This is a genomic window from Flavobacterium dankookense, from assembly GCF_004362665.1.
GTDB classification, from domain to species: domain Bacteria; phylum Bacteroidota; class Bacteroidia; order Flavobacteriales; family Flavobacteriaceae; genus Flavobacterium; species Flavobacterium dankookense.
Genome location: NZ_SNXR01000013.1, coordinates 347,337 through 366,152 on the forward strand (window position 1 = coordinate 347,337; position 18,816 = coordinate 366,152).

The window sequence follows — 18,816 nt, forward strand, 5'->3', positions numbered from 1 at the left end:
TTATCTAAAATTTTTCTTTTTAACAATTAACCAAATCACAATTGGTGCGCCAACCAATGATGTTATAGCATTGATTGGTAATGTAAAATCGCTCATCGGCATTTGAGAAATAACATCACAAAGTAACATAATTATTGCTCCAATTAATATAGTTGCTCCAAATAATAACTTGTGATTGCTGGTTTGAAAAAGCAGTTTTGCCAAATGTGGTACAGCCAATCCAATGAATGCAATTGGTCCAACAAAAGCGGTGATACTACCCGTCAAAATACTAGTTGAAAAAATGATGAAATATTGTGTTCTTTTGTAATTCAGTCCCATGCTTTTTGCATAATTTTCACCGAGCAGTAGCGTATCCAATGACTTAAGTGTAGCAATGCTCAAAATCACTCCAATAGCAACAGCCATAGTCAAGAAAACAATGTTTTGCCAACTTACATTGCCAATATTTCCCATGGACCAAAACATAAATTTTTGTAGTTGTTCTGCTGTGCTGAAATTGGTTAAAATAGTAACAATAGCACTCGTAAAACTACTAAACATTAAGCCTACAATTAAAATTGACATCACATCTCGTAGATATTTGGAAACTAAAATAATAAGTAGTAAAACCAATAAGCTTCCTAAGCAAGATGCTGTAATTATACCATAGGAAGAAAGAAAAAATTGTGCTGCAATTGATGGTAAAAAACTTGATCCTAATACCACAAAAGCCACACCAAGACTTGAACCCGAACTCAAGCCCAAAACGTAAGGTCCAGCAAGTGGATTTCTGAAAAAAGTTTGCATTAACAATCCGCTAATAGAGAGTGAAACACCAACTAATATTGCTGTGATAGCTTTTGGTAAACGATAATTAATGATGATATATTCCCAAGTTTCTTTGCTTGCCGATGATCCAAAAAGGCTTTTGAAAACTTCTTTCATTGGAATGGCAACTTGTCCAAACGAAATATTAAGTAATAATGCCAATAGCAATAATACCAGCAAGAATCCAAAAAGCGATATGTAGTTTTTATTAGGTTTCAAATCACAAACAATGCGTTCAATAGATTAGTTTTATTTTATTTTTTCAAAAAAGAATGGTTCATATCCAACTAACAATTCAGGATGTAGAATTTTTACCAAATCTTTTAATACAATATCGGGACGATTAGGTGCCAATTCATAATATAATATTCCGCCTTTTTTCCCTTTTTTTCTGGTAAAGGAATAGACATTTTTATTTTTAAATGCATCAAATTGCGCGTAATGTGAATTGGCATCTGTCATTTCTTTCAACGTTGAAAACTGTCCTGAGGTTATCCAAATATCCGCATTTTTAGCTTTTTCAAATACCGTTTCAAACGATAAGGATAAGCTACCTGTACCTGTCGTTTCTTGCCAAAGATAGTTCGCATTGGCTTGTTTGAGCATCAAACTTCCCCAACTTGTTCCTTTGGGTAAATACCATTTGTCTTCAAACATGTCACCAGCAAGAATAGTTGGTTGTTTTGTGGCTAGTTTAGCAATTTCTATTGTCTTTAAATAATCTTTTTCAATTTTTGAAAATAGTTCTTCTGCTTTCTTTTGTTTGCCAAATAAAACACCAAAAAACTTAATCCATTCTGCTTTGCCAAGTGGTGTTTCTTCGTTCCAATCGCCGTTTAGCATCACTTTTAAACCGCTTTTCTGCAAATTATCAAGTGTTGGATTGTTGCCGTCAATTCCATAACCAATGATGACATCAGGTTGTAAATCAATTAGAATTTCGGTATTTAATGACTGATTATTGCCTAATTCTTTAACTTTATTTGCATCAATTAACTCACGAACTTTTTCGGACGAAATATAATCTAAGTTAGGGAAGCCAATCAATTTGTCTTCTACATCCAGCATTTCTAATGATGGAATATGAGTAGTAGAAGTAACCACAATTGTGTTGATAGGAACGTTTATGATTGGATTTTGCTTCAAACTATCTGGGATTATTCCGTTTTTTTCTTTCAGAATATAAGTGTAGGTTTTAGTTGCTTTTGGCCATGGATTTTTTACTGTAACAATACTGTAACCATTGTGATTAACAATCGAAAAACCTTTGGCATATTTTACAGTTTCAACCGAAACTTCGTTGACTTTTGAAATTTCTTCTTTTTTGCATTGAACAAATAGCAAAGAAAAAAGGAGTAAAGACAAAAAAATAGAAACGCTTTTCATTTAATTTTATTTTTTAGCAAAAGTAAACTATTGTTTCTAATAATTTAATTTACCTTTACACCCGAATTAAGGTTGTGATTTTAGTTTATTTCAAAATCACATTAAAAGGGAATTTGGTTAAAATCCAAAACTGTTCCCGCAACTGTAAGCTACAAAGCTTGTTGTTACTACAAAACCATTGTTCGCTATGGCGGATGAGAAGGTAAACAACAAGACGCAAGTCAGGAGACCTGCCTTTTTTCATAACGAATAACGAATCTTCGGGAAAAAAGATTCAGTAAGTATGACTTTAAAAAATAGGTTTCTTTTGTTTTTATTGCTTTTGTGCCAATGTATTATGGCGCAAAACGATACTATTGTTCTAAATGAAGTAATTGTATCAGATACACAACTAAAGAAATTTTCTAACACTAAATATGTTTCAAAACTCAATGATTCGATTATTTCGAGAAGCAATACCTCATTAACATCTTTATTGAATTATAATTCAACTATTTACTTTAAAGAAAATGGGTTAGGAATGGTTTCTTCACCTTCGTTTAGAGGTACAACCGCACAGCAAACAGCTGTAATTTGGAACGGAATCAACATCAACTCACAACTCAACGGATTAACCGACTTTAATACGATTAATAATGGTAATTATAATGAGGTAACTATCAGAGCTGGTGGCGGAAGTGCTATTTATGGCTCGAGTGCTATCGGAGGAAGTATCCATCTTTCTAATGCATTAAAGTTTGAAAAAGAATTTTCTAATGCGCTTCAAATTCGATATGGGAGTTTTAACACGTTGAGTGTAAATTATGCTCTTAATGCCTCTACTGAGCGATTAAGTTCACAGTTTTCGATAGTTAGAAATAACTCTGATAATGATTATAAATACCTCAATACCAATCAGAAAAATCAAAACGGACAGTTTGAAAATACCAGTGCAAATCTTTCATTAGGATATAAAATTAACCCTAAGAATTATTTAAAGTTTTACAGTCAAGTATTTGATGGTTTGCGTCACTTTTCGGGAACGCTGGCTGCAGCTTCTAAAAGCAAATATGAAGATTGGAATACTAGAAGCTTACTTGAATATGCTAACTTTACTAGTAAAACGACCTCTAATATCCGTTTGGCTTTTTTAACAGAAAGTTACAAGTATTTTGAGGATAAAAATGAAGTTTTTTTTAATTATGGAAAATCGGAAACTACTATAGCCAAATATGATTTTTCATATCAAATTACAGATAAAATAACACTTAATTCACTATTTGATTATACCCATACAAAAGGCTTTGGTTCTGATTTAAAAACTACTTCGCGCGATATTTTTTCGGGCATTTTATTGATGAAACACCAACTGACTAGTGATTTTCTGTATGAAATTAATTTACGAAAAGAAATTACTAGCAATTATCAAAGTCCTTATCTATTTTCCTTTGGAACGAATTATTCCCTTGCTAAATACTATAAAATTAAAATGAATGTATCTAAAAACTTTAGAATACCAACTTTTAATGATCTTTATTGGCAACAAGGAGGAAATCCAGATTTAAATCCAGAAAGTGCGCTTCAATTCGATGTAATAAACGAAATAACTACAAAAAATCTGGTTTTTACTCTAACAGGTTTTTATAATAAAATAAAAGACATGATTAGTTGGAAGCCCAATAGTAACGGACTTTGGCAACCAATCAATACCAATAGAGTGAATACATATGGAATAGAAACAAGTTTGGGTTACAATAAACGATTGTTTCATCACCATGTAGTTAAATTAAATCTCAATTACGGATATACTATTTCAGAAAATCAAGACACTGGAAAACAGTTAATTTATGTTCCCCAGCATAAATTAACTTCCAGTGTTGCTTATAACTATAGAAAATTAACTGTCTTTGGTTCCCATTTATTTAATGGAGCCGTGTTTACATCGCTCGATAATTATTATCGTTTAAAAGAATACAATGTGGTTAATTTAGGTATTGAATACCAAATTTTAAAGTACTGTAGAATGGGTTTTCAGGTGCAAAATCTTGCTAATGAAAACTACCAAGCGGTTATTCAAAGACCTCTTCCAGGAAGAAATTATATACTAAATTTTAATTTTAATCTATAAATACAATGAATTTCAAAAAACTATTTTTCGCTGCCATTATTGGTTCATCTTTGTTTACCTCGTGTACTGATGATGATGCTAATGAAACACCTCTTGGTAATTATGATAACGGTGTTCTAATTCTAAACCAAGGAGGTTTTGGATATGGCAATGCTTCGTTGTCTTATTTTTCAAATGATTTAAGTACTTTTCAAAATACTATTTTTTCTTTAGTTAACCCAACTATCACACTTGGCGATACCGCACAAGATATTGGATTTTATACTAATTTAGCCTATATCGTTTTGAATGGCTCGAGCAAAATCGAGATTGTAAACCGTTTTACTTTAGCACATGTTGGTACTATTTCTGAAGGTTTATCTAATCCAAGATACATTCAATTTGCTAGAGGTAAAGCGTATGTAACCAATTGGGGAAATGGAGGAAGTACAACAGATGATTTTGTCGCAGTTATAAATCTTGCCACTAATACTGTTTCATCTACGATTGCTGTAGCAGAAGGTCCAGAGCGTATTATTGAAGAAAATGATAAGTTGTATGTTGCTCACTCTGGAGGATTTGGTTATGGCAACACTATTTCAGTAATCAATGCTGCTACAGATGCGTTGCAAACAACCATTGCTGTTGGTGATGTTCCTAATTCGATAGAAGAAGAAGACGGTTATTTATATGTTATTTGTGGAGGAAAACCATTTTGGACACAAGATGAAACATTGGGGAAATTAGTAAAAATAAGATTGTCAAACAATACAGTCACGAGCACCATTAGTTTTCCAGAAGGACAGCATCCATCCAATTTAGTGATAGAAAATAACAGTCTTTACTATACGGTTGACTCTGGTATTTATAAAAAAACACTATCAGCTAATACTTTGCCAGCTACTGAGTTATTTTCAATTTCGGAACAAAGTGAGTATGACGTATATAGCTTTGCGGTCAAAAACAATAAAATCTTTGTAGGCGATGCTGTAGACTATAGCTCTAACGGAAAAGTATATGTTTACTCACTTGATGGGGATTTACTTGCCAATAAAACAGTTGGTGTCATTCCGGCAGGATTTTATTTTAATTAGCCAGCTAAGCCATAGGATAAAATTATTTTATACTTAAAAAAAAAAACCACGACTATAAAAGAATAGTCGTGGTTTCACAATATAAATCAATTCAACTATTTCATTTTCCCATTTACTAGCGCAACTACTGCACCAACAGCACCACCAATAATGATAGAAATAACCAGGTCAATCATAAAGTTTTGAACATTTATAGGCCTGTTAGAATACATAAAGAAGTTGGTTGAAAGTCCATAAAGAATACCTATTACAACTCCAGCTGTTAAACCTGTCATTGCGTTTGTAATTCCTGCCCATTTTGTAAAGATGTAGGACATTAATAATCCAAAAGTTAAACATCCAAGAAAGATGAATTCTAATTTCATGTCAGGTGTTTCGGGATAGATGTCTTTAAATAACATTCCATAAAATACCCAACCTAGAAGAAAATCTACAATTCCTCCAACAATTCCTGCTACTAAAAAGTTTTTTACATTCATAGTTTATTGTTTTATTGATTAGTTCAATAAAAGTATTAAAATATTGAGAATATAATAATTTAACAACTGTTTAATTGTTAACTTTTTAAAGAATAGAATTGTTAATAAACAAAACAGCACTGAGTAGTGCTCAGGTCAATGTTAGCCGTAGATCTTGTGAAACAAGTTGATGTATTTTTCCATCACAACTTTTCGTTTCAGCTTCATAGTAGGAGTTAAATGTCCGGAAGGAATTGTCCATAAATCTGGCGTTAATTCAAACTTCTTAATTTTTTCCCAATTACCAAACTTCTCGTTTAGTGTGTCAACTTCTTGTTGAATTCGGTCGATAACTTGTTGGTTTGAAATGATTTCTTCATTTGTAGTTCCAATATTGATGTTATGGATTTTCGCCCATTCTTTGATGAAATCAAAACTCGGTTGAATAAAAGCAGCTGGCATTTTTTGTCCATCACCAATTACCATAATTTGCTCAATGAAACGCGATTGTTTCATAGTGTTTTCTAACAACTGAGGCGCAATATATTTGCCTCCAGAGGTTTTGAACATTTCTTTCTTACGGTCAGTTATTCTTAAAAATCCATCAGAATCCACTTCACCAATATCACCTGTGTGAAAATAACCATCAACAATAGCTTCGCTCGTTAGTTTTTCATCTTTATAATAACCCATCATGACATTTGGACCTTTGCAAAGTATTTCGCCATCGGCAGCAATTTTCACTTCTACGTTATCAATTATTCGTCCAGCAGTTCCAATTCTAAACCCACCATTTCGTTGGTCATTAACCGATATTACTGGCGATGTTTCTGATAATCCATATCCTTCCATAACTGGAATTTCGGCAGCAGCAAATATGCGAGCTAAACGTGGTTGCAAAGCTGCACTTCCGTTAACGATTAAATCTAATTTCCCACCAAGACCAGCTTTCCATTTACTGAAGATAAGTTTTCTAGCAATTTTTAGCTTAAAATCATACCACCAGCCATTGGCATGCTCTGGTTCATATTGTAACCCAACTTCCACAGCCCAAAAGAATAGTTTCTTTTTAATTCCTGTGAGTTCAGAACCTTTTGCAATGATTTTTTCATAGACTTTCTCAATAAGTCGAGGCACACCTGTCATTACGTTGGGTTGTACTTCTTTTATATTGTCTGATATTTTTTCTATTGATTCACCAAAATAGATAGCAACGCCATAATATTGATAGATATAAGTCACCATTCGTTCGTAGATATGACAAATAGGCAAGAAGCTCAACGCACGACTTTTCCCTGCGTCAAAAGGAATTCTATTGGCTGAATCTAAAACATTTGAAACAATATTATTGTGCGAAAGCATTACGCCTTTTGGCTTGCCTGTCGTTCCCGAAGTATAGATTATTGTGGCAAGTTCCAATGCTTTTACATTGTTTTTTCTATCTTCAACTACATCTTGATTGCTGGTGTCTTTACCTAATTCTAGTAGTTCTGTCCAATTCTTGCATCCTTCAATTTGATTGAACGAATAGATGTCTTTCAATTTAGGAACATTGTTTTTTATAGCATTCAGTTTGTGAAGTACTTCATCATCGGAAACAAAACAAAAGATAGCTTCCGAGTGGTTTAAAATATACTCATAATCCGCTTCTGAAATGGTTGGATAAATTGGCACTGTTTGCGCTCCAGTTTGCAGCGTTCCTATATCCATAATGTGCCATTCGGTTCTGTTATTAGAAGAAATGATGGCAATTTTATCATTTTTTTGAACTCCTAAACGCAACAATGCTCTTGATATAGTGTTTGCATTATCAATGTATTCTTGCGTTGAGGTTTTAACCCATGTACCATTGTGCTTTGTAACTAAAGCATCTGGGATATTATATTTTTCTAATTGATGATAAGGAAAATCAAAAAGACGTGTTATTGAAGCCATGTAGGATAAATTTTTGATGCAAATTAATGATTATTGTAATTAAACACAATAATAATTTAGAATATGACAAAAATAATGTCGAAATATGTAGTTTTGTATTCCAATAATTAAAAAAGTTCATGCATAAATTTCCACGATTTATAGAATACAAAGCGTTGTTTTTTAGAATATTATTAGCGTATGTGTTTTACTTTTTAGCCCGAGTTTTATTTTTTATTTACAATAGTGATTTGATAAAAGTTGATGGAGTTGTTGACTTTTTTAGATTGTGTTATCACGGTATTGCATTCGATACGACTTCCATACTTTATATCAACAGTTTGTTTATTATTCTTTCTGTTTTTCCCGTTTTGGTGAATGCTAAAAAAGGATACCAAAAGTTTTTGTTTTACTTGTATTTCGTTACTAATTTATTGGCTTACGTTTTCAATTTTGCCGATTTCATCTACTACAGATTTATTTTTGGAAGAAGCACAAAAGCGTCCTTGGAATCGCTGGAAAACGAGAGTAATAAAGGTCTATTGTTTTTGAGTTTCGTAATTGATTATTGGCATGTGTTTTTATTGTTTTTCCTAACGGCTTATGTTTGGATACGACTGTACAAATTAGTTAAAGTCAAAGAACACAGCCAAAAGCCGACACTGAAATACTTTGCAACATCAATAGTCAGTTTCTTATTGATTTTAACGCTTTGTGTTGGTGGAATTCGTGGCGATTTCAGAAAAAGTACACGACCTATAAATCTGTTAGATGCTAGCCGATATGTGACTAATTCTTCCCAAGCTGATTTGGTTTTAAACACGCCTTTTGCCATCATCAGAACTTGGAGTGCCAATATGTTTAAAAAAGAAAACTACCTTCCAAAAGCAACAGTAGATTCATTATTAGTTCCAATAAAACAGTACAAAAACAATCCTTCAACCAAGCCAAACATTGTTGTTTTTATCTTAGAAAGTTTTGGAAGAGAATACAGTGGTGCTTTCAATAAAGACGTGAAAATAGCTGATTATGAAAGTTATACACCTTTTATCGATTCGTTATCGCAAAGTAGTTTGATTTATACTAACGCTTATGCTAATGGATGGAAGTCCATACATGGTGTTTCATCTGTTATTGCAGGAATACCGTCTTTTAAAGTGGCTTTTACTTCGTCACCTTATCCAAAACAAAAAATAGAGTCCTTAGTCTCAACGTTAAAAAGTGATGGTTATGATACTTCGTTTTTTCATGGTGCGCCAAATGGTTCCATGGGATTTCTAGGTTTCGGAAATATATTGGGTTATGATCATTATTATGGTAAAAACGAATTCAATAATGATGCGGAGTTTGATGGTGTTTGGGGAATTTGGGACGAACCTTTCTTTCAATATTTTAATAAAACAATATCGAAAAAGAAACAACCTTTTATGGCAACGATGTTCTCCGTTTCATCACATGCGCCTTATCAAATTCCAGAAAAATATGAAGGTAAGTTTCCAAAAGGAAAAGTAAATATCAATCAATGTATTGGTTATACTGACTTTGCTTTACAGCGTTTCTTTGCCGAAGCCAAAAAACAACCTTGGTACAACAACACCATTTTTGTGATGGTTGCCGATCATGGCAATACAATTGCGTATGAAGAATACCGAAAAGAATTTAACAAACATACCGTTCCAATATTATTTTTTACGCCAAATAAAAAGTATGTTGGTGTCAATAATGATTGGGCACAGCAAATCGATATTTATCCAACGCTTCTTGATATGATTGGCTATCAAAAACCATTCAGAAGTTGGGGCAGAAGTTTAATCAATGATAAGCAAGTTCCACCGTTTGTAATAAAACATTCTGGCAATGTGTATCAATACATGAGTGGTAATTACATCTGTACTTTCGACGGAAAAAAAGCCGTTGGTTTCTATGATAAAAACGACAAAGCGATGGAGCGAAATTTAATCAATCGTCGAAATCCTGAAATGGATTCACTTGAAATGCGATGCAAAGCCTTTATTCAAGATTATATGGAACGAGTAATTGACAAACGATTGACTACGGTAAAGTAATTATTTTAAGTCTTTTGTCATTTCGACGAAGGAGAAATCACATCAAAATTTTAATATAATGAGATTTCTCCTTCGTCGAAATGACAAAAAGTTGAGGAATTACAATTTCCCAATATTATAAGCTTTAAGTTTCAATAAACAATTAAATAAAAAAATAACAGTTTAAAATCGTTTTATTTTATTCGCTGCATTTCAAAGTCGCCGTATATAAATTCTTCAAGAAAATTATCCTCAGAAATTTTTTCTTCATGGATTATTATTTCCCAAGTTCCTGAATATTTTTTCTCATATTCGTCATAATAACCAAGATATTCAACAATTGGATGTGGTAAATCTTTATCGATTTGAATATTTCCATCTTCATCTCTGTAGTAATAACAAGGGTAATTTAAAATAAAACTGATTTTATTATCCTCAATAAATCCTTTAACTATCGTTGGTTCTTCAAAAATGTGTTCAGATTCAGAATCTCTTGATGTGCCAGTAAACGAGTTTTCATTAAAAATTAATTCCATTTTGAAAGTAACTTCTAAATCTTGATCGCTATAATCATCGTCAGATGGATAGGTAAAAAATCCTTCCCATGTTTGTTTATGATCAACAATTTTCATTAGAAGTAAGTTGAGGAATTACAATTTCCCCATATTCTCAGCCAAAGTCTCAATAAACTTCGTGATTGGACCTTTAATCATCATCGCCATCATAGGGTTGAATTCGCCATCAAAAACCAGTTGAACGCTGGTTGTATTTTCAGCAACAGCATCTAAATTAGCCGTTAGTGTGAAAGGTAATTTATCACTAGCCGCAGCAAGATTTACTTTCGAATGTGGCACACCTTCTTTTAATCTCAATTTGATTTCAGGCATACCTTTTAATCCGAAGTTAAAAATATCATCGCCTAATACTTCAAATTTCGCAATGTTTTCAGGCATTAGCTTTTCAAAATTTTTCACATCCGATAAGGCATTGAATAAATATTCTGAAGATTTTTCTACGGTTACTTTTGGGCTTTCTAGGTTCATTTTTTTATTTTTTAGGGATAAGAGAAAAGGGATAAGTTAAAAGTCTATTATCAATTCATCTATTATCTATTCGTCTATTTATTCCAAGTCGACGGATTTTTTCTCCATTCTTGCAATGTTTCTAATTCTTTTTCAGTGATATAATTTTTGGCAACAGCCAAGTGTAACAAATGTTCATAATCGGCAAGCGTATTCAAATCTACATTGGCTTTTTTGAAGTTTTCAGTAGCAATATCAAAACCATAGGTAAAAATAGCAACCATTCCTTTCACATTAGCACCAGCTTCTTTCAGTGCTTCAACAGCTAATAAACTACTGTTTCCTGTACTGATTAAATCTTCAACAACGACCACATTTTGACCACTTTGTAGAAAACCTTCTACTTGATTTTGTCTTCCGTGTTTTTTAGGTTCCGGACGGACATATACAAAAGGCAATCCCATATATTCGGCAACTAGCATACCAATACCAATAGCGCCAGTGGCAACACCAGCAATTACGTCAGGTTTACCATATTGTTTTTCAATATGCTTAGAAAATTCTTCGCGAACAAAATTTCTTATCGCTGGAAATGAGAGGATTAAACGATTGTCACAATAAATTGGTGAGTTCCAGCCCGAAGCCCATGTAAAAGGATTTTTAGGATTCAATTTAATTGCATTTATTTGTAAAAGCAACTCGGCTGTTTTTTCGGCTGTGTCTTTATTAAAAATCATAGTACAAATGTATAAAGTTTTTGTCAACGAGAAAGCTCTTTTTTTAACAAATAAAATTGAAAAGGAAACCAATTTTCAATTGTTTTTGCTTGAGAGTATTGATATTCGAAAATTAGTTATCAATATCTATACCGATAAAGTAGAAAACGCTTACCTCTATTATCCTGACGAGAAAGCCATTCTAACCAAACTAAAAGAAAAAGTTCCTTATCAAAAAGCCGGTGGCGGTTTGGTGTATAACAAAAAAGGCGAAGTTTTGTTTATTTTCAGAAATGGTAAATGGGATTTGCCAAAAGGCGGAAAAGAAAAAGGCGAAGAAATGCATTTGACTGCCATGCGCGAAGTGGAAGAAGAAACAGGCGTTGGCAAATTGAAAATCAAAAGAAAACTGCAAAAAACCTATCATATTTTTAAGCGAAACAAAGTGTATAAACTAAAAATTACTCATTGGTTTGAAATGTACACCGAACACGAAGGCGATTTAGTTCCTCAAATGAATGAAGGAATTGAAAAAGTAGCCTGGCTCAACCCAGAGCAAGTGAAAGAAGCTTTAAAAAACTCCTATGAAAATATTAAGCTTCTGTTTGAGGAAGAGGCGAAGTAGTTGGGAGTAGGTAGTAGTTAGTAGGTAGTTGAGAGTGAAGAATTAGCATTTATTGCTCAACTGTTATTTTTTTACTTATTCTGAAACTATTTTACCACCGTTTGGTATTCTCCTAGAACGGCTTTACCTGATTTTTTTTCAAAATTTTTATCAAAAGTAAACATATCCCAGAACCAAACGCGTTGCGCTATCTTCAATTCTAATTTTCTTTCAGTTACTTTTCCATTTTCTTTTTCGTCAAAACGATAGGTATATTGATCCTTTAAGTACACCGGCAATTGCCCAATGGTCAGCATTGAAGCTGTTAAAGGTTGTCCGCAAACCAAACTTTTTTCCAACGGATACAGTTTTATTTTTAAGTCTGCTGTAGTACTATCGGATACAATTTCAAACAATTCCGAATAGGCTAAAATTTTTAGTTCTTTTTTTAAAGTGTCGTTCTCAATATAGGCGCTGCGTTTTGGTTGTTTGTTCTCTAGTTTTCGATATTGTTTCGGATAGATTTTATACGAATAGCAAGAGCTACAAAGAGTTGCCAAAAGCACTACAAGTAGTAGATGTGTTTTTTTCATGATTATTTATAACATTGTTCGACTTGGCTTCAAAAGCATATTTAAATTTTAGTTAAGTTTTCTGTGCTATAACCACAACTTGGACAATATTTGGCTTTAGGTGTTCTGAATGGTTTTGAACAGTTTGGACAATTCATTCCGAATTGACTTCTTTGATGGTGCAATATTGCGTTTGGGTTTGACTCATATTCTCCTGTTAGTAAACGATACATTTCAAGTAAATACCTAAATTGTTCAAATGTTTCGATTTGGTCTAGCCAAACATACTTCTCAATCTTTCTTTTTTGCAATTCTTCTTCAACTACTTTTTTTCCACCAAACCATGCTTCTCTGCATAAATTGAATTCATAGTCGTTTAGCATTTTAACATTACAATTGCATCGCCAACAAAATTTCTCTTCCATCTAAAAATAAACTTTACTCAATATTTTAATTACCTCCAATTTTACTTCAACACTTCATTCAAATCAAGCACTTCAAAATACGGGTGCATGCTAAACAGGTATTTTAAAAACGGAATGTGGTTGGAGCCATAAATAATCAAATAGCAGTTGTCTTCTTTATAATCAACTTGTCGCAAGATATTGTTGAAGTTTCTAAGGTTTGCACCATACCAAAACGTGCTTACATATTCCATCGAACTCATATCCGATCCGGTTCCCATACTTAAGAAATAGTTCCACTCATAGTAATCTGCTTGTTGGAGTTTTTTTTCAGAGTTGATGTGTAGCAAATACTTATCCAAACTTACTTTTTGCAAAAGCGAGTCCTGTTTCGGGAGTTTGTGTGGATATTTTAAATCATAAAACTTGGCGTTTGTTCGTGTTTCGTCATTAAAAGCACCCAATTCCAAATATAATTTCTGTATGGCTTCATCCACCTTATTTTTTGGTTTATAGGTGCTGTCTGCCAATTCTTCGGGTTGGTAGTTGATGCCGATAACTTTTTTATGGTTCAATACTTTGGCGGTTTTCATTCCCAGTTGGAATATTTCGTTTGCCTTTGTTTTTAGTCGTGCTGGTTCTTTGCCTTGCAGATAGTCATTGTAAATACTATCGTAATAGGCTTGATTTTTTTCGCTGAATTCTAAGAATATTTTGTCTGGTTTTTGATTGGCAAGTTTTGTAACCAGACCTGCTATTTCGCTTTGTCTTTTTGCAGAAAACAAGTTGGAGTGCAGTTTACTCGTACTGTCGATGCTTTGATTAAAATGAAAAGTACCCAGTAGTATTATCTTGATTTTTTTGTGACTGCTCTGTCCATTGATAGAAAATGATAAAAACAAAAGAACAATAGTAGCTACTTTTTTAATCGAATTTTTCATAGTTGAATTGCGTTTTTGGCGTTTAGAGTAACGCGATGCCGAGTTGCGTTAGAAATGGTTTTTTAAAAATTTGCATTAAAGATAAGTAAAATTTCAATTTAGTTTCAACCTGCTTTGCGCTCACCAAATGCAGATGAGGTTAGAACTTCTAAAATCAACTTCAAAAATCAACTTCTAACCTACTAGGGTAACGTTTACTTATAGCTAACATGGCTTATAGTACTTGGTTTACCATAAATAGCATAAAAAGGTCTTTACTTAAGTATAAAGCTAAACTTATATGAGTATAAGGCTATACTAAGTTGAGCATAAGGCTAAACTAAGTTGAGCATAAGGCTATACTAAGTTGAGCATAAGGCTAAACTAAGTTGAGCATAAAGCTATACTAAGTTGAGCATAAGGCTAAACTAAGTTGAGCATAAGGCTATACTAAGTTTAGCATAAGGCTATACTAAGTTGAGCATAAGGCTAAACTAAGTTGAGTATAAAGCTATACTAAGCTATGCTTTATACTATTGTTTGCTATGCCTTATACTATTGTTTACTATGCCTTATACTATTGTTTTTAATTTTTAACACTGAAAATGAAGGAGTTACAAAGCGCTTTTTTTACCTATACAAAACAACGGTTTGCTGGTTTTTCAACTTGTGGGAGTAACTTATAGCCAAAAAAAAACCTTTGCGACCGTTTTACAGGATGGCAAAGGTTAGGGTTTTGTGGTGGTATTTTTTATTGGGTTTTTGCGGGTAGAGATTGTAAATCCGTGTTATCTGAGTGGATTTTTAGTTACAATTCATTTCATAATCTTTTACAAGTTCAATAACTCCGGCTTCACCTTGAATAGTTAATGTTTTATCCTCAACTTTTTGTAAAGTACTTTGACAATCTGGAATTGCCTTAGCAATTTCTTTTTTAGAAATTAGTCTGCTCAATCCTTTTGCTTCCATGTAGATTACTTTACCGTCGGATTTTTTTATAATATAAACATTGAAAGCATTAGTTTTTACTCTGAATAATTTGAGTTTGTTCGAGTACATCTCCAAGGCAAATCCTCTATCTTGAATGTTCTCAAAACGTAAAACTTCATTGTCATATGTAAAGCTAAAAGAACTTACATCTGTTGGCAGTAGCTTAACTTTATCACCTTGTTTATCTAAGTATGTAATTTTTTCTTGTAGTAAGACTTCTAGATTAGATTTAGAAATATGACCCATTTTTAATTCGACATTCTTTATGGTATCATTTTTTTTGGTAATTATTTCCACATTTTGAATTTGGGAAAAGGAATTACAAAATCCAAAAATAACAAGACCTAAGGTTAAAAATTTCATGTATTAGTTTTTTAAATTAATTATTATAAGCTTACCAGCAAACCATCCTTGTATGACATTATTTTGATTGGCAAGTTTGCATACTGCTATAGTTTTTTGGGAATAAAGATAAAATTTATTGCAAAATATAAAGGTGCATTTACTGCAAAATTTGTATTTGATGAAAAAGGCTATTAGTTGCAGTTATCTTGATAGAGATATTAACCACTTATCTAATAGATTTGATAAGTAGTCATTTGGACTATCTCCATTATCTTTAAGTTTTAACATTTCACACAAATTTTCGTCAGATAAAATCATTATTAGTTTACCATGCTCTTTAAGTGATCCTTTTGCGGCTTGAATTGCTCCGTCTGTGCCGCCAAGACGAGAAATAATAAATCCAACAGAACGTAAAGCTTTATTAAACAAATATCGTTCTGTTGTGTAAATTTGATCTTGGCTTATTTTTGCGCAATAATTTTTAAATTCAAATAATATAAAACGAGTATTAAAAGCATTAATTAATGCTTTCCAATAGTCATCGCTAGAAGCAATACGGCATATTAGGTCAAAGCGTGATAGTCCATCATCTGTTCTTGTTTGTTTGTCCCAAAGAGAAAGATCATTCTCAAATAGGAATTCTAAAATCTCTTTACACTTTTTTTCGTAAGCATTCCAGTCATTTTTTCCACATTGAATTTTCTGAAGCTCTTTATAAAGATGCGCTCCTTTGTTTACAGGTATAGTTTTAAAATTGACTTGAGTATTTTTATCCTCACTTTCTTCATTTAATTTCTCCGATTCGAAACCACCAAAAACATAATTTGTATTTGTGCCTTGCTGAGCTTCTAATAGTAACTTTTCAAATTGATCTCTTAAATCACTTGACAATGTTGTAAGAAATGAGTATAATGTATTTCTATCCCAAATCGATATTCCATAGTCATCTATTATTTTATTTTTTAAGGCTATACCGACTAAACTATTTACTATCAAAGTTCCAGAATTACCATTTTGTTGTTTTAAGTTATAGGCTAGTCGATTTGCACTTTCAGTAATAACTGATGCGGGAATATGTGCTGAACGATAAAATTTAATTTCAATATATTTTTTAACATTTTTTCGATTAGCAATAATATCTACACCTTTATCTAATCTAGTCCTTAATTCAATAGAATATCCCATTAACTCTAAAAGTTGTGATATGATTTCTTCAAATTCTTTGTGATGTTGATAGTTCATTGTTTACGATTTAATAATTGCACCTAACTTGGTTATATCTTTCTAAAATTAATTGATTTTATTCCAAAGCATCATGTTATGCGCATCTTTTTTTTCTTTTAATTTTTAATTCAAATTACCTTCTCCACAAAGTCTAACAACTTTAATGCATTTGTACTTTCCAAATATAAAAGTATTTACAATCAATCAACTCCGTATTTATACCTATTTTTTACAAACCTAAAACAAAAAAACAATTCTATTTTACGGGTTTCCGTAATGAAGTGTTTTTTTTAGTATTAAATCTCGGTTTCAGGTCGCTGTAAACGGAACACTGCCACTGCCAACTTATTGCTTACCTTTGCTGCATGAAAAATCAGCACCATTTAAATAACTTACTTTTAAATTTAGGGATTGAAAACCTAAACGACATGCAACTTGCCGCACAAGAAACTATTGTAAACGATAGCAATGTTTTGTTGCTTTCGCCAACGGGTTCGGGTAAAACATTGGCGTTTTTGTTGCCAGTCTTTGCCTTGCTAGAAGAGGAAATTACGGGTGTGCAATGTTTGATTTTAGTGCCATCGAGAGAGTTGGCGTTACAAATTGAGCAGGTTTGGAAAAAAATGGGTACAGCCTATAAAGTAAACGTGTGCTATGGTGGCCATGCCATCGAAACCGAAATCAAGAACTTATCCAATCCGCCAGCGGTTTTAATTGGAACACCTGGACGTATAGCCGATCATATCGATAGAGAAACGTTTAAAGTGGATGGTATTCAAACTTTGATTTTGGATGAATTTGACAAGTCGCTGCAACTCGGTTTTCACGAGCAAATGTCTTTTATTATCAGTAGGTTGACCAAAGTGAACAAAAGGGTTTTGGTTTCGGCTACATCGGGTATTGAAATTCCAAGATATACCCAAGTGGTGCATCCAACGGTTTTGGATTTTATTCCCTCGGAAGAAGAAAAAGTAAATCTTGCTATGAAGTTGGTCGTTTCTAAAGACAAAGATAAAATGGAGACGTTGTTTCAGTTGATTTGTTCGCTGAAATCGCAATCGGCTTTGGTGTTTTGCAATCACAGAGATGCTGCAGAACGCATCAGTGATACGCTCAACGAAAAAGGAATTTATGCTACTTATTATCACGGTGGCATGGAGCAAGACGAACGCGAGCGTGCTTTAATTCAGTTTAGAAACGGCAGTGTGAGTTATTTGGTTACTACGGATTTGGCGGCTAGAGGATTGGATATACCCGAGATGAAACACGTTATTCATTATCATTTGCCTTTTAAAGAAGACGAATTCACCCACCGAAACGGTCGAACAGCTAGAATGTTGGCTTCGGGAACGGCTTATATCATCATTCACGAAAGTGAAAAAAAGCACGATTATATCGATTATGATATGCCAGTTCTAAAGGTGGACACCGCAACAACTTTACCAAAACCACCCGAGTTTCAAACGATTTACATCAGCGGTGGAAAGAAAAACAAATTGAATAAAATAGACATCGTTGGTTTCTTTTCTCAAAAAGGAAAACTAGAAAAAGGCGATTTAGGACTGATTGAGGTGAAAGATTTTATTTCGTTTGCTGCGGTGAAATACAATAAAGTGAACGGCTTACTTTCTAATATTCGCGATGAAAAAATGAAAGGGAAGAAGTTTAAAATTGAAGTAGCACGAAAAGTGATTAAGAAAGAGGAGTAGGTTTTAGTCTCAGTTTACTGTTTGGACTGACTGCTTACTGCGACTGGTAACTATTTCTTCACCAAAACACTATCGGGAACTAAAACCGTGTAATCGCCACCGTTTCTTATCACATCGCGAACAATACTTGAACTGATATATGACGTTTTGGAAGCGGTTAAAAGAAAGACCGTTTCAATCTTCGATAGTTTTCGGTTGGTATGTGCAATGGCTTTTTCAAATTCAAAGTCGGCAGGATTGCGCAATCCACGGAGTATAAATTGTGCGTCTTCTTTTTTACACAAATCGATGGTCAATCCTTCATAGGTGATTACGCTAACTTTTGGCTCATTGGCAAACGCTTCTTCTATAAAACGTTTTCTATCCTCTAGCGAAAACATATATTTTTTATCCGCATTGATGCCAATGGCAACGACCACTTCATCAAAAAGTGAAATACCTCTTTTGATAATATCATAATGTCCCAAAGTGATTGGGTCAAACGAACCTGGGAAAACTGCTTTTCTTTTCATCATAA

18 protein-coding genes and 1 riboswitch are annotated in these 18,816 nt (G+C 33.1%); of the genes, 5 read left to right on the forward strand and 13 right to left on the reverse strand.

Annotated elements, in window-relative coordinates; translation table 11 throughout:
• Both BC748_RS08115 and BC748_RS08120 read right to left on the reverse strand, forming a co-directional pair.
• The gene (locus BC748_RS08115; protein WP_281275074.1) at window positions 1–972 is read right to left on the reverse strand and encodes an iron chelate uptake ABC transporter family permease subunit; all 972 of its coding nucleotides are present in this window, start codon (window positions 970–972) and stop codon (window positions 1–3) included.
• An 87-nt stretch (window positions 973–1,059) separates the two neighbouring features.
• Window positions 1,060–2,196 carry an ABC transporter substrate-binding protein gene (locus tag BC748_RS08120; RefSeq protein WP_133532978.1) on the reverse strand — a complete coding sequence of 379 codons (1,137 nt, stop codon included), beginning with the start codon at window positions 2,194–2,196 and terminating at the stop codon, window positions 1,060–1,062.
• Between the two features lie 52 nt (window positions 2,197–2,248).
• Window positions 2,249–2,448, forward strand: a riboswitch (cobalamin riboswitch).
• 85 nt (window positions 2,449–2,533) lie between these two features.
• Between BC748_RS08120 and BC748_RS08125 the strand changes: the two genes are divergently transcribed.
• Together BC748_RS08125 and BC748_RS08130 are read left to right on the forward strand one after the other, a co-directional pair.
• On the forward strand, window positions 2,534–4,303 hold the full coding sequence (locus BC748_RS08125) for a TonB-dependent receptor plug domain-containing protein (protein ID WP_246014023.1): 1,770 nt from the start codon (window positions 2,534–2,536) through the stop codon (window positions 4,301–4,303).
• Between the two features lie 5 nt (window positions 4,304–4,308).
• Window positions 4,309–5,376 (forward strand): YncE family protein, encoded by a 1,068-nt coding sequence (locus BC748_RS08130; RefSeq protein WP_133532980.1) that lies wholly within the window; start codon window positions 4,309–4,311, stop codon window positions 5,374–5,376.
• Between the two features lie 95 nt (window positions 5,377–5,471).
• Here the strand turns inward: BC748_RS08130 and BC748_RS08135 are convergent, their stop codons facing one another.
• Window positions 5,472–5,855 carry a hypothetical protein gene (locus tag BC748_RS08135; RefSeq protein ID WP_133532981.1) on the reverse strand — a complete coding sequence of 128 codons (384 nt, stop codon included), beginning with the start codon at window positions 5,853–5,855 and terminating at the stop codon, window positions 5,472–5,474.
• A 141-nt stretch (window positions 5,856–5,996) separates the two neighbouring features.
• Complete coding sequence (locus BC748_RS08140; RefSeq protein ID WP_133532982.1) at window positions 5,997–7,769, reverse strand: AMP-dependent synthetase/ligase; 1,773 nt, start codon at window positions 7,767–7,769, stop codon at window positions 5,997–5,999.
• A gap of 119 nt (window positions 7,770–7,888) precedes the next feature.
• On the opposite strand from BC748_RS08140, the gene BC748_RS08145 reads away from it, so the two are divergent.
• Window positions 7,889–9,814, forward strand: coding sequence for an LTA synthase family protein (locus tag BC748_RS08145; protein WP_133532983.1), 1,926 nt, complete (start codon window positions 7,889–7,891; stop codon window positions 9,812–9,814).
• A gap of 173 nt (window positions 9,815–9,987) precedes the next feature.
• On the opposite strand, the gene BC748_RS08150 is transcribed toward BC748_RS08145, so the two are convergent.
• The 3 genes from BC748_RS08150 to pyrE form a co-directional block, all read right to left on the reverse strand.
• A complete protein-coding gene (locus BC748_RS08150; RefSeq protein WP_133532984.1) occupies window positions 9,988–10,425 on the reverse strand; it encodes a hypothetical protein in 438 nt (145 codons plus the stop codon).
• 18 nt (window positions 10,426–10,443) lie between these two features.
• A complete protein-coding gene (locus BC748_RS08155; protein ID WP_133532985.1) occupies window positions 10,444–10,836 on the reverse strand; it encodes an SRPBCC family protein in 393 nt (130 codons plus the stop codon).
• 74 nt (window positions 10,837–10,910) lie between these two features.
• A complete protein-coding gene (gene pyrE, locus BC748_RS08160) occupies window positions 10,911–11,552 on the reverse strand; it encodes an orotate phosphoribosyltransferase (RefSeq protein ID WP_133532986.1) in 642 nt (213 codons plus the stop codon).
• A 7-nt stretch (window positions 11,553–11,559) separates the two neighbouring features.
• Between pyrE and BC748_RS08165 the strand changes: the two genes are divergently transcribed.
• On the forward strand, window positions 11,560–12,156 hold the full coding sequence (locus BC748_RS08165) for an NUDIX hydrolase (RefSeq protein ID WP_133532987.1): 597 nt from the start codon (window positions 11,560–11,562) through the stop codon (window positions 12,154–12,156).
• A gap of 86 nt (window positions 12,157–12,242) precedes the next feature.
• On the opposite strand, the gene BC748_RS08170 is transcribed toward BC748_RS08165, so the two are convergent.
• From BC748_RS08170 to BC748_RS08190, 5 genes are all read right to left on the reverse strand, one after another.
• Entirely contained in the window at window positions 12,243–12,728 is a 486-nt protein-coding gene (locus BC748_RS08170) for a hypothetical protein (RefSeq protein WP_133532988.1), read from the reverse strand.
• A 41-nt stretch (window positions 12,729–12,769) separates the two neighbouring features.
• Window positions 12,770–13,132 carry a hypothetical protein gene (locus BC748_RS08175; RefSeq protein ID WP_133532989.1) on the reverse strand — a complete coding sequence of 121 codons (363 nt, stop codon included), beginning with the start codon at window positions 13,130–13,132 and terminating at the stop codon, window positions 12,770–12,772.
• Between the two features lie 41 nt (window positions 13,133–13,173).
• The gene (locus tag BC748_RS08180; RefSeq protein ID WP_133532990.1) at window positions 13,174–14,052 is read right to left on the reverse strand and encodes a DUF5694 domain-containing protein; all 879 of its coding nucleotides are present in this window, start codon (window positions 14,050–14,052) and stop codon (window positions 13,174–13,176) included.
• A gap of 783 nt (window positions 14,053–14,835) precedes the next feature.
• Window positions 14,836–15,384 carry a hypothetical protein gene (locus BC748_RS08185; RefSeq protein ID WP_133532991.1) on the reverse strand — a complete coding sequence of 183 codons (549 nt, stop codon included), beginning with the start codon at window positions 15,382–15,384 and terminating at the stop codon, window positions 14,836–14,838.
• 183 nt (window positions 15,385–15,567) lie between these two features.
• Complete coding sequence (locus BC748_RS08190; protein WP_133532992.1) at window positions 15,568–16,608, reverse strand: restriction endonuclease; 1,041 nt, start codon at window positions 16,606–16,608, stop codon at window positions 15,568–15,570.
• Window positions 16,609–16,955: 347 nt separating this feature from the next.
• Between BC748_RS08190 and BC748_RS08195 the strand changes: the two genes are divergently transcribed.
• The gene (locus tag BC748_RS08195) at window positions 16,956–18,299 is read left to right on the forward strand and encodes a DEAD/DEAH box helicase (RefSeq protein ID WP_133532993.1); all 1,344 of its coding nucleotides are present in this window, start codon (window positions 16,956–16,958) and stop codon (window positions 18,297–18,299) included.
• A gap of 50 nt (window positions 18,300–18,349) precedes the next feature.
• On the opposite strand, the gene coaD is transcribed toward BC748_RS08195, so the two are convergent.
• On the reverse strand, window positions 18,350–18,814 hold the full coding sequence (coaD, locus tag BC748_RS08200; protein WP_425459550.1) for a pantetheine-phosphate adenylyltransferase: 465 nt from the start codon (window positions 18,812–18,814) through the stop codon (window positions 18,350–18,352).
• Between the last annotated feature and the right edge of the window lie 2 nt (window positions 18,815–18,816).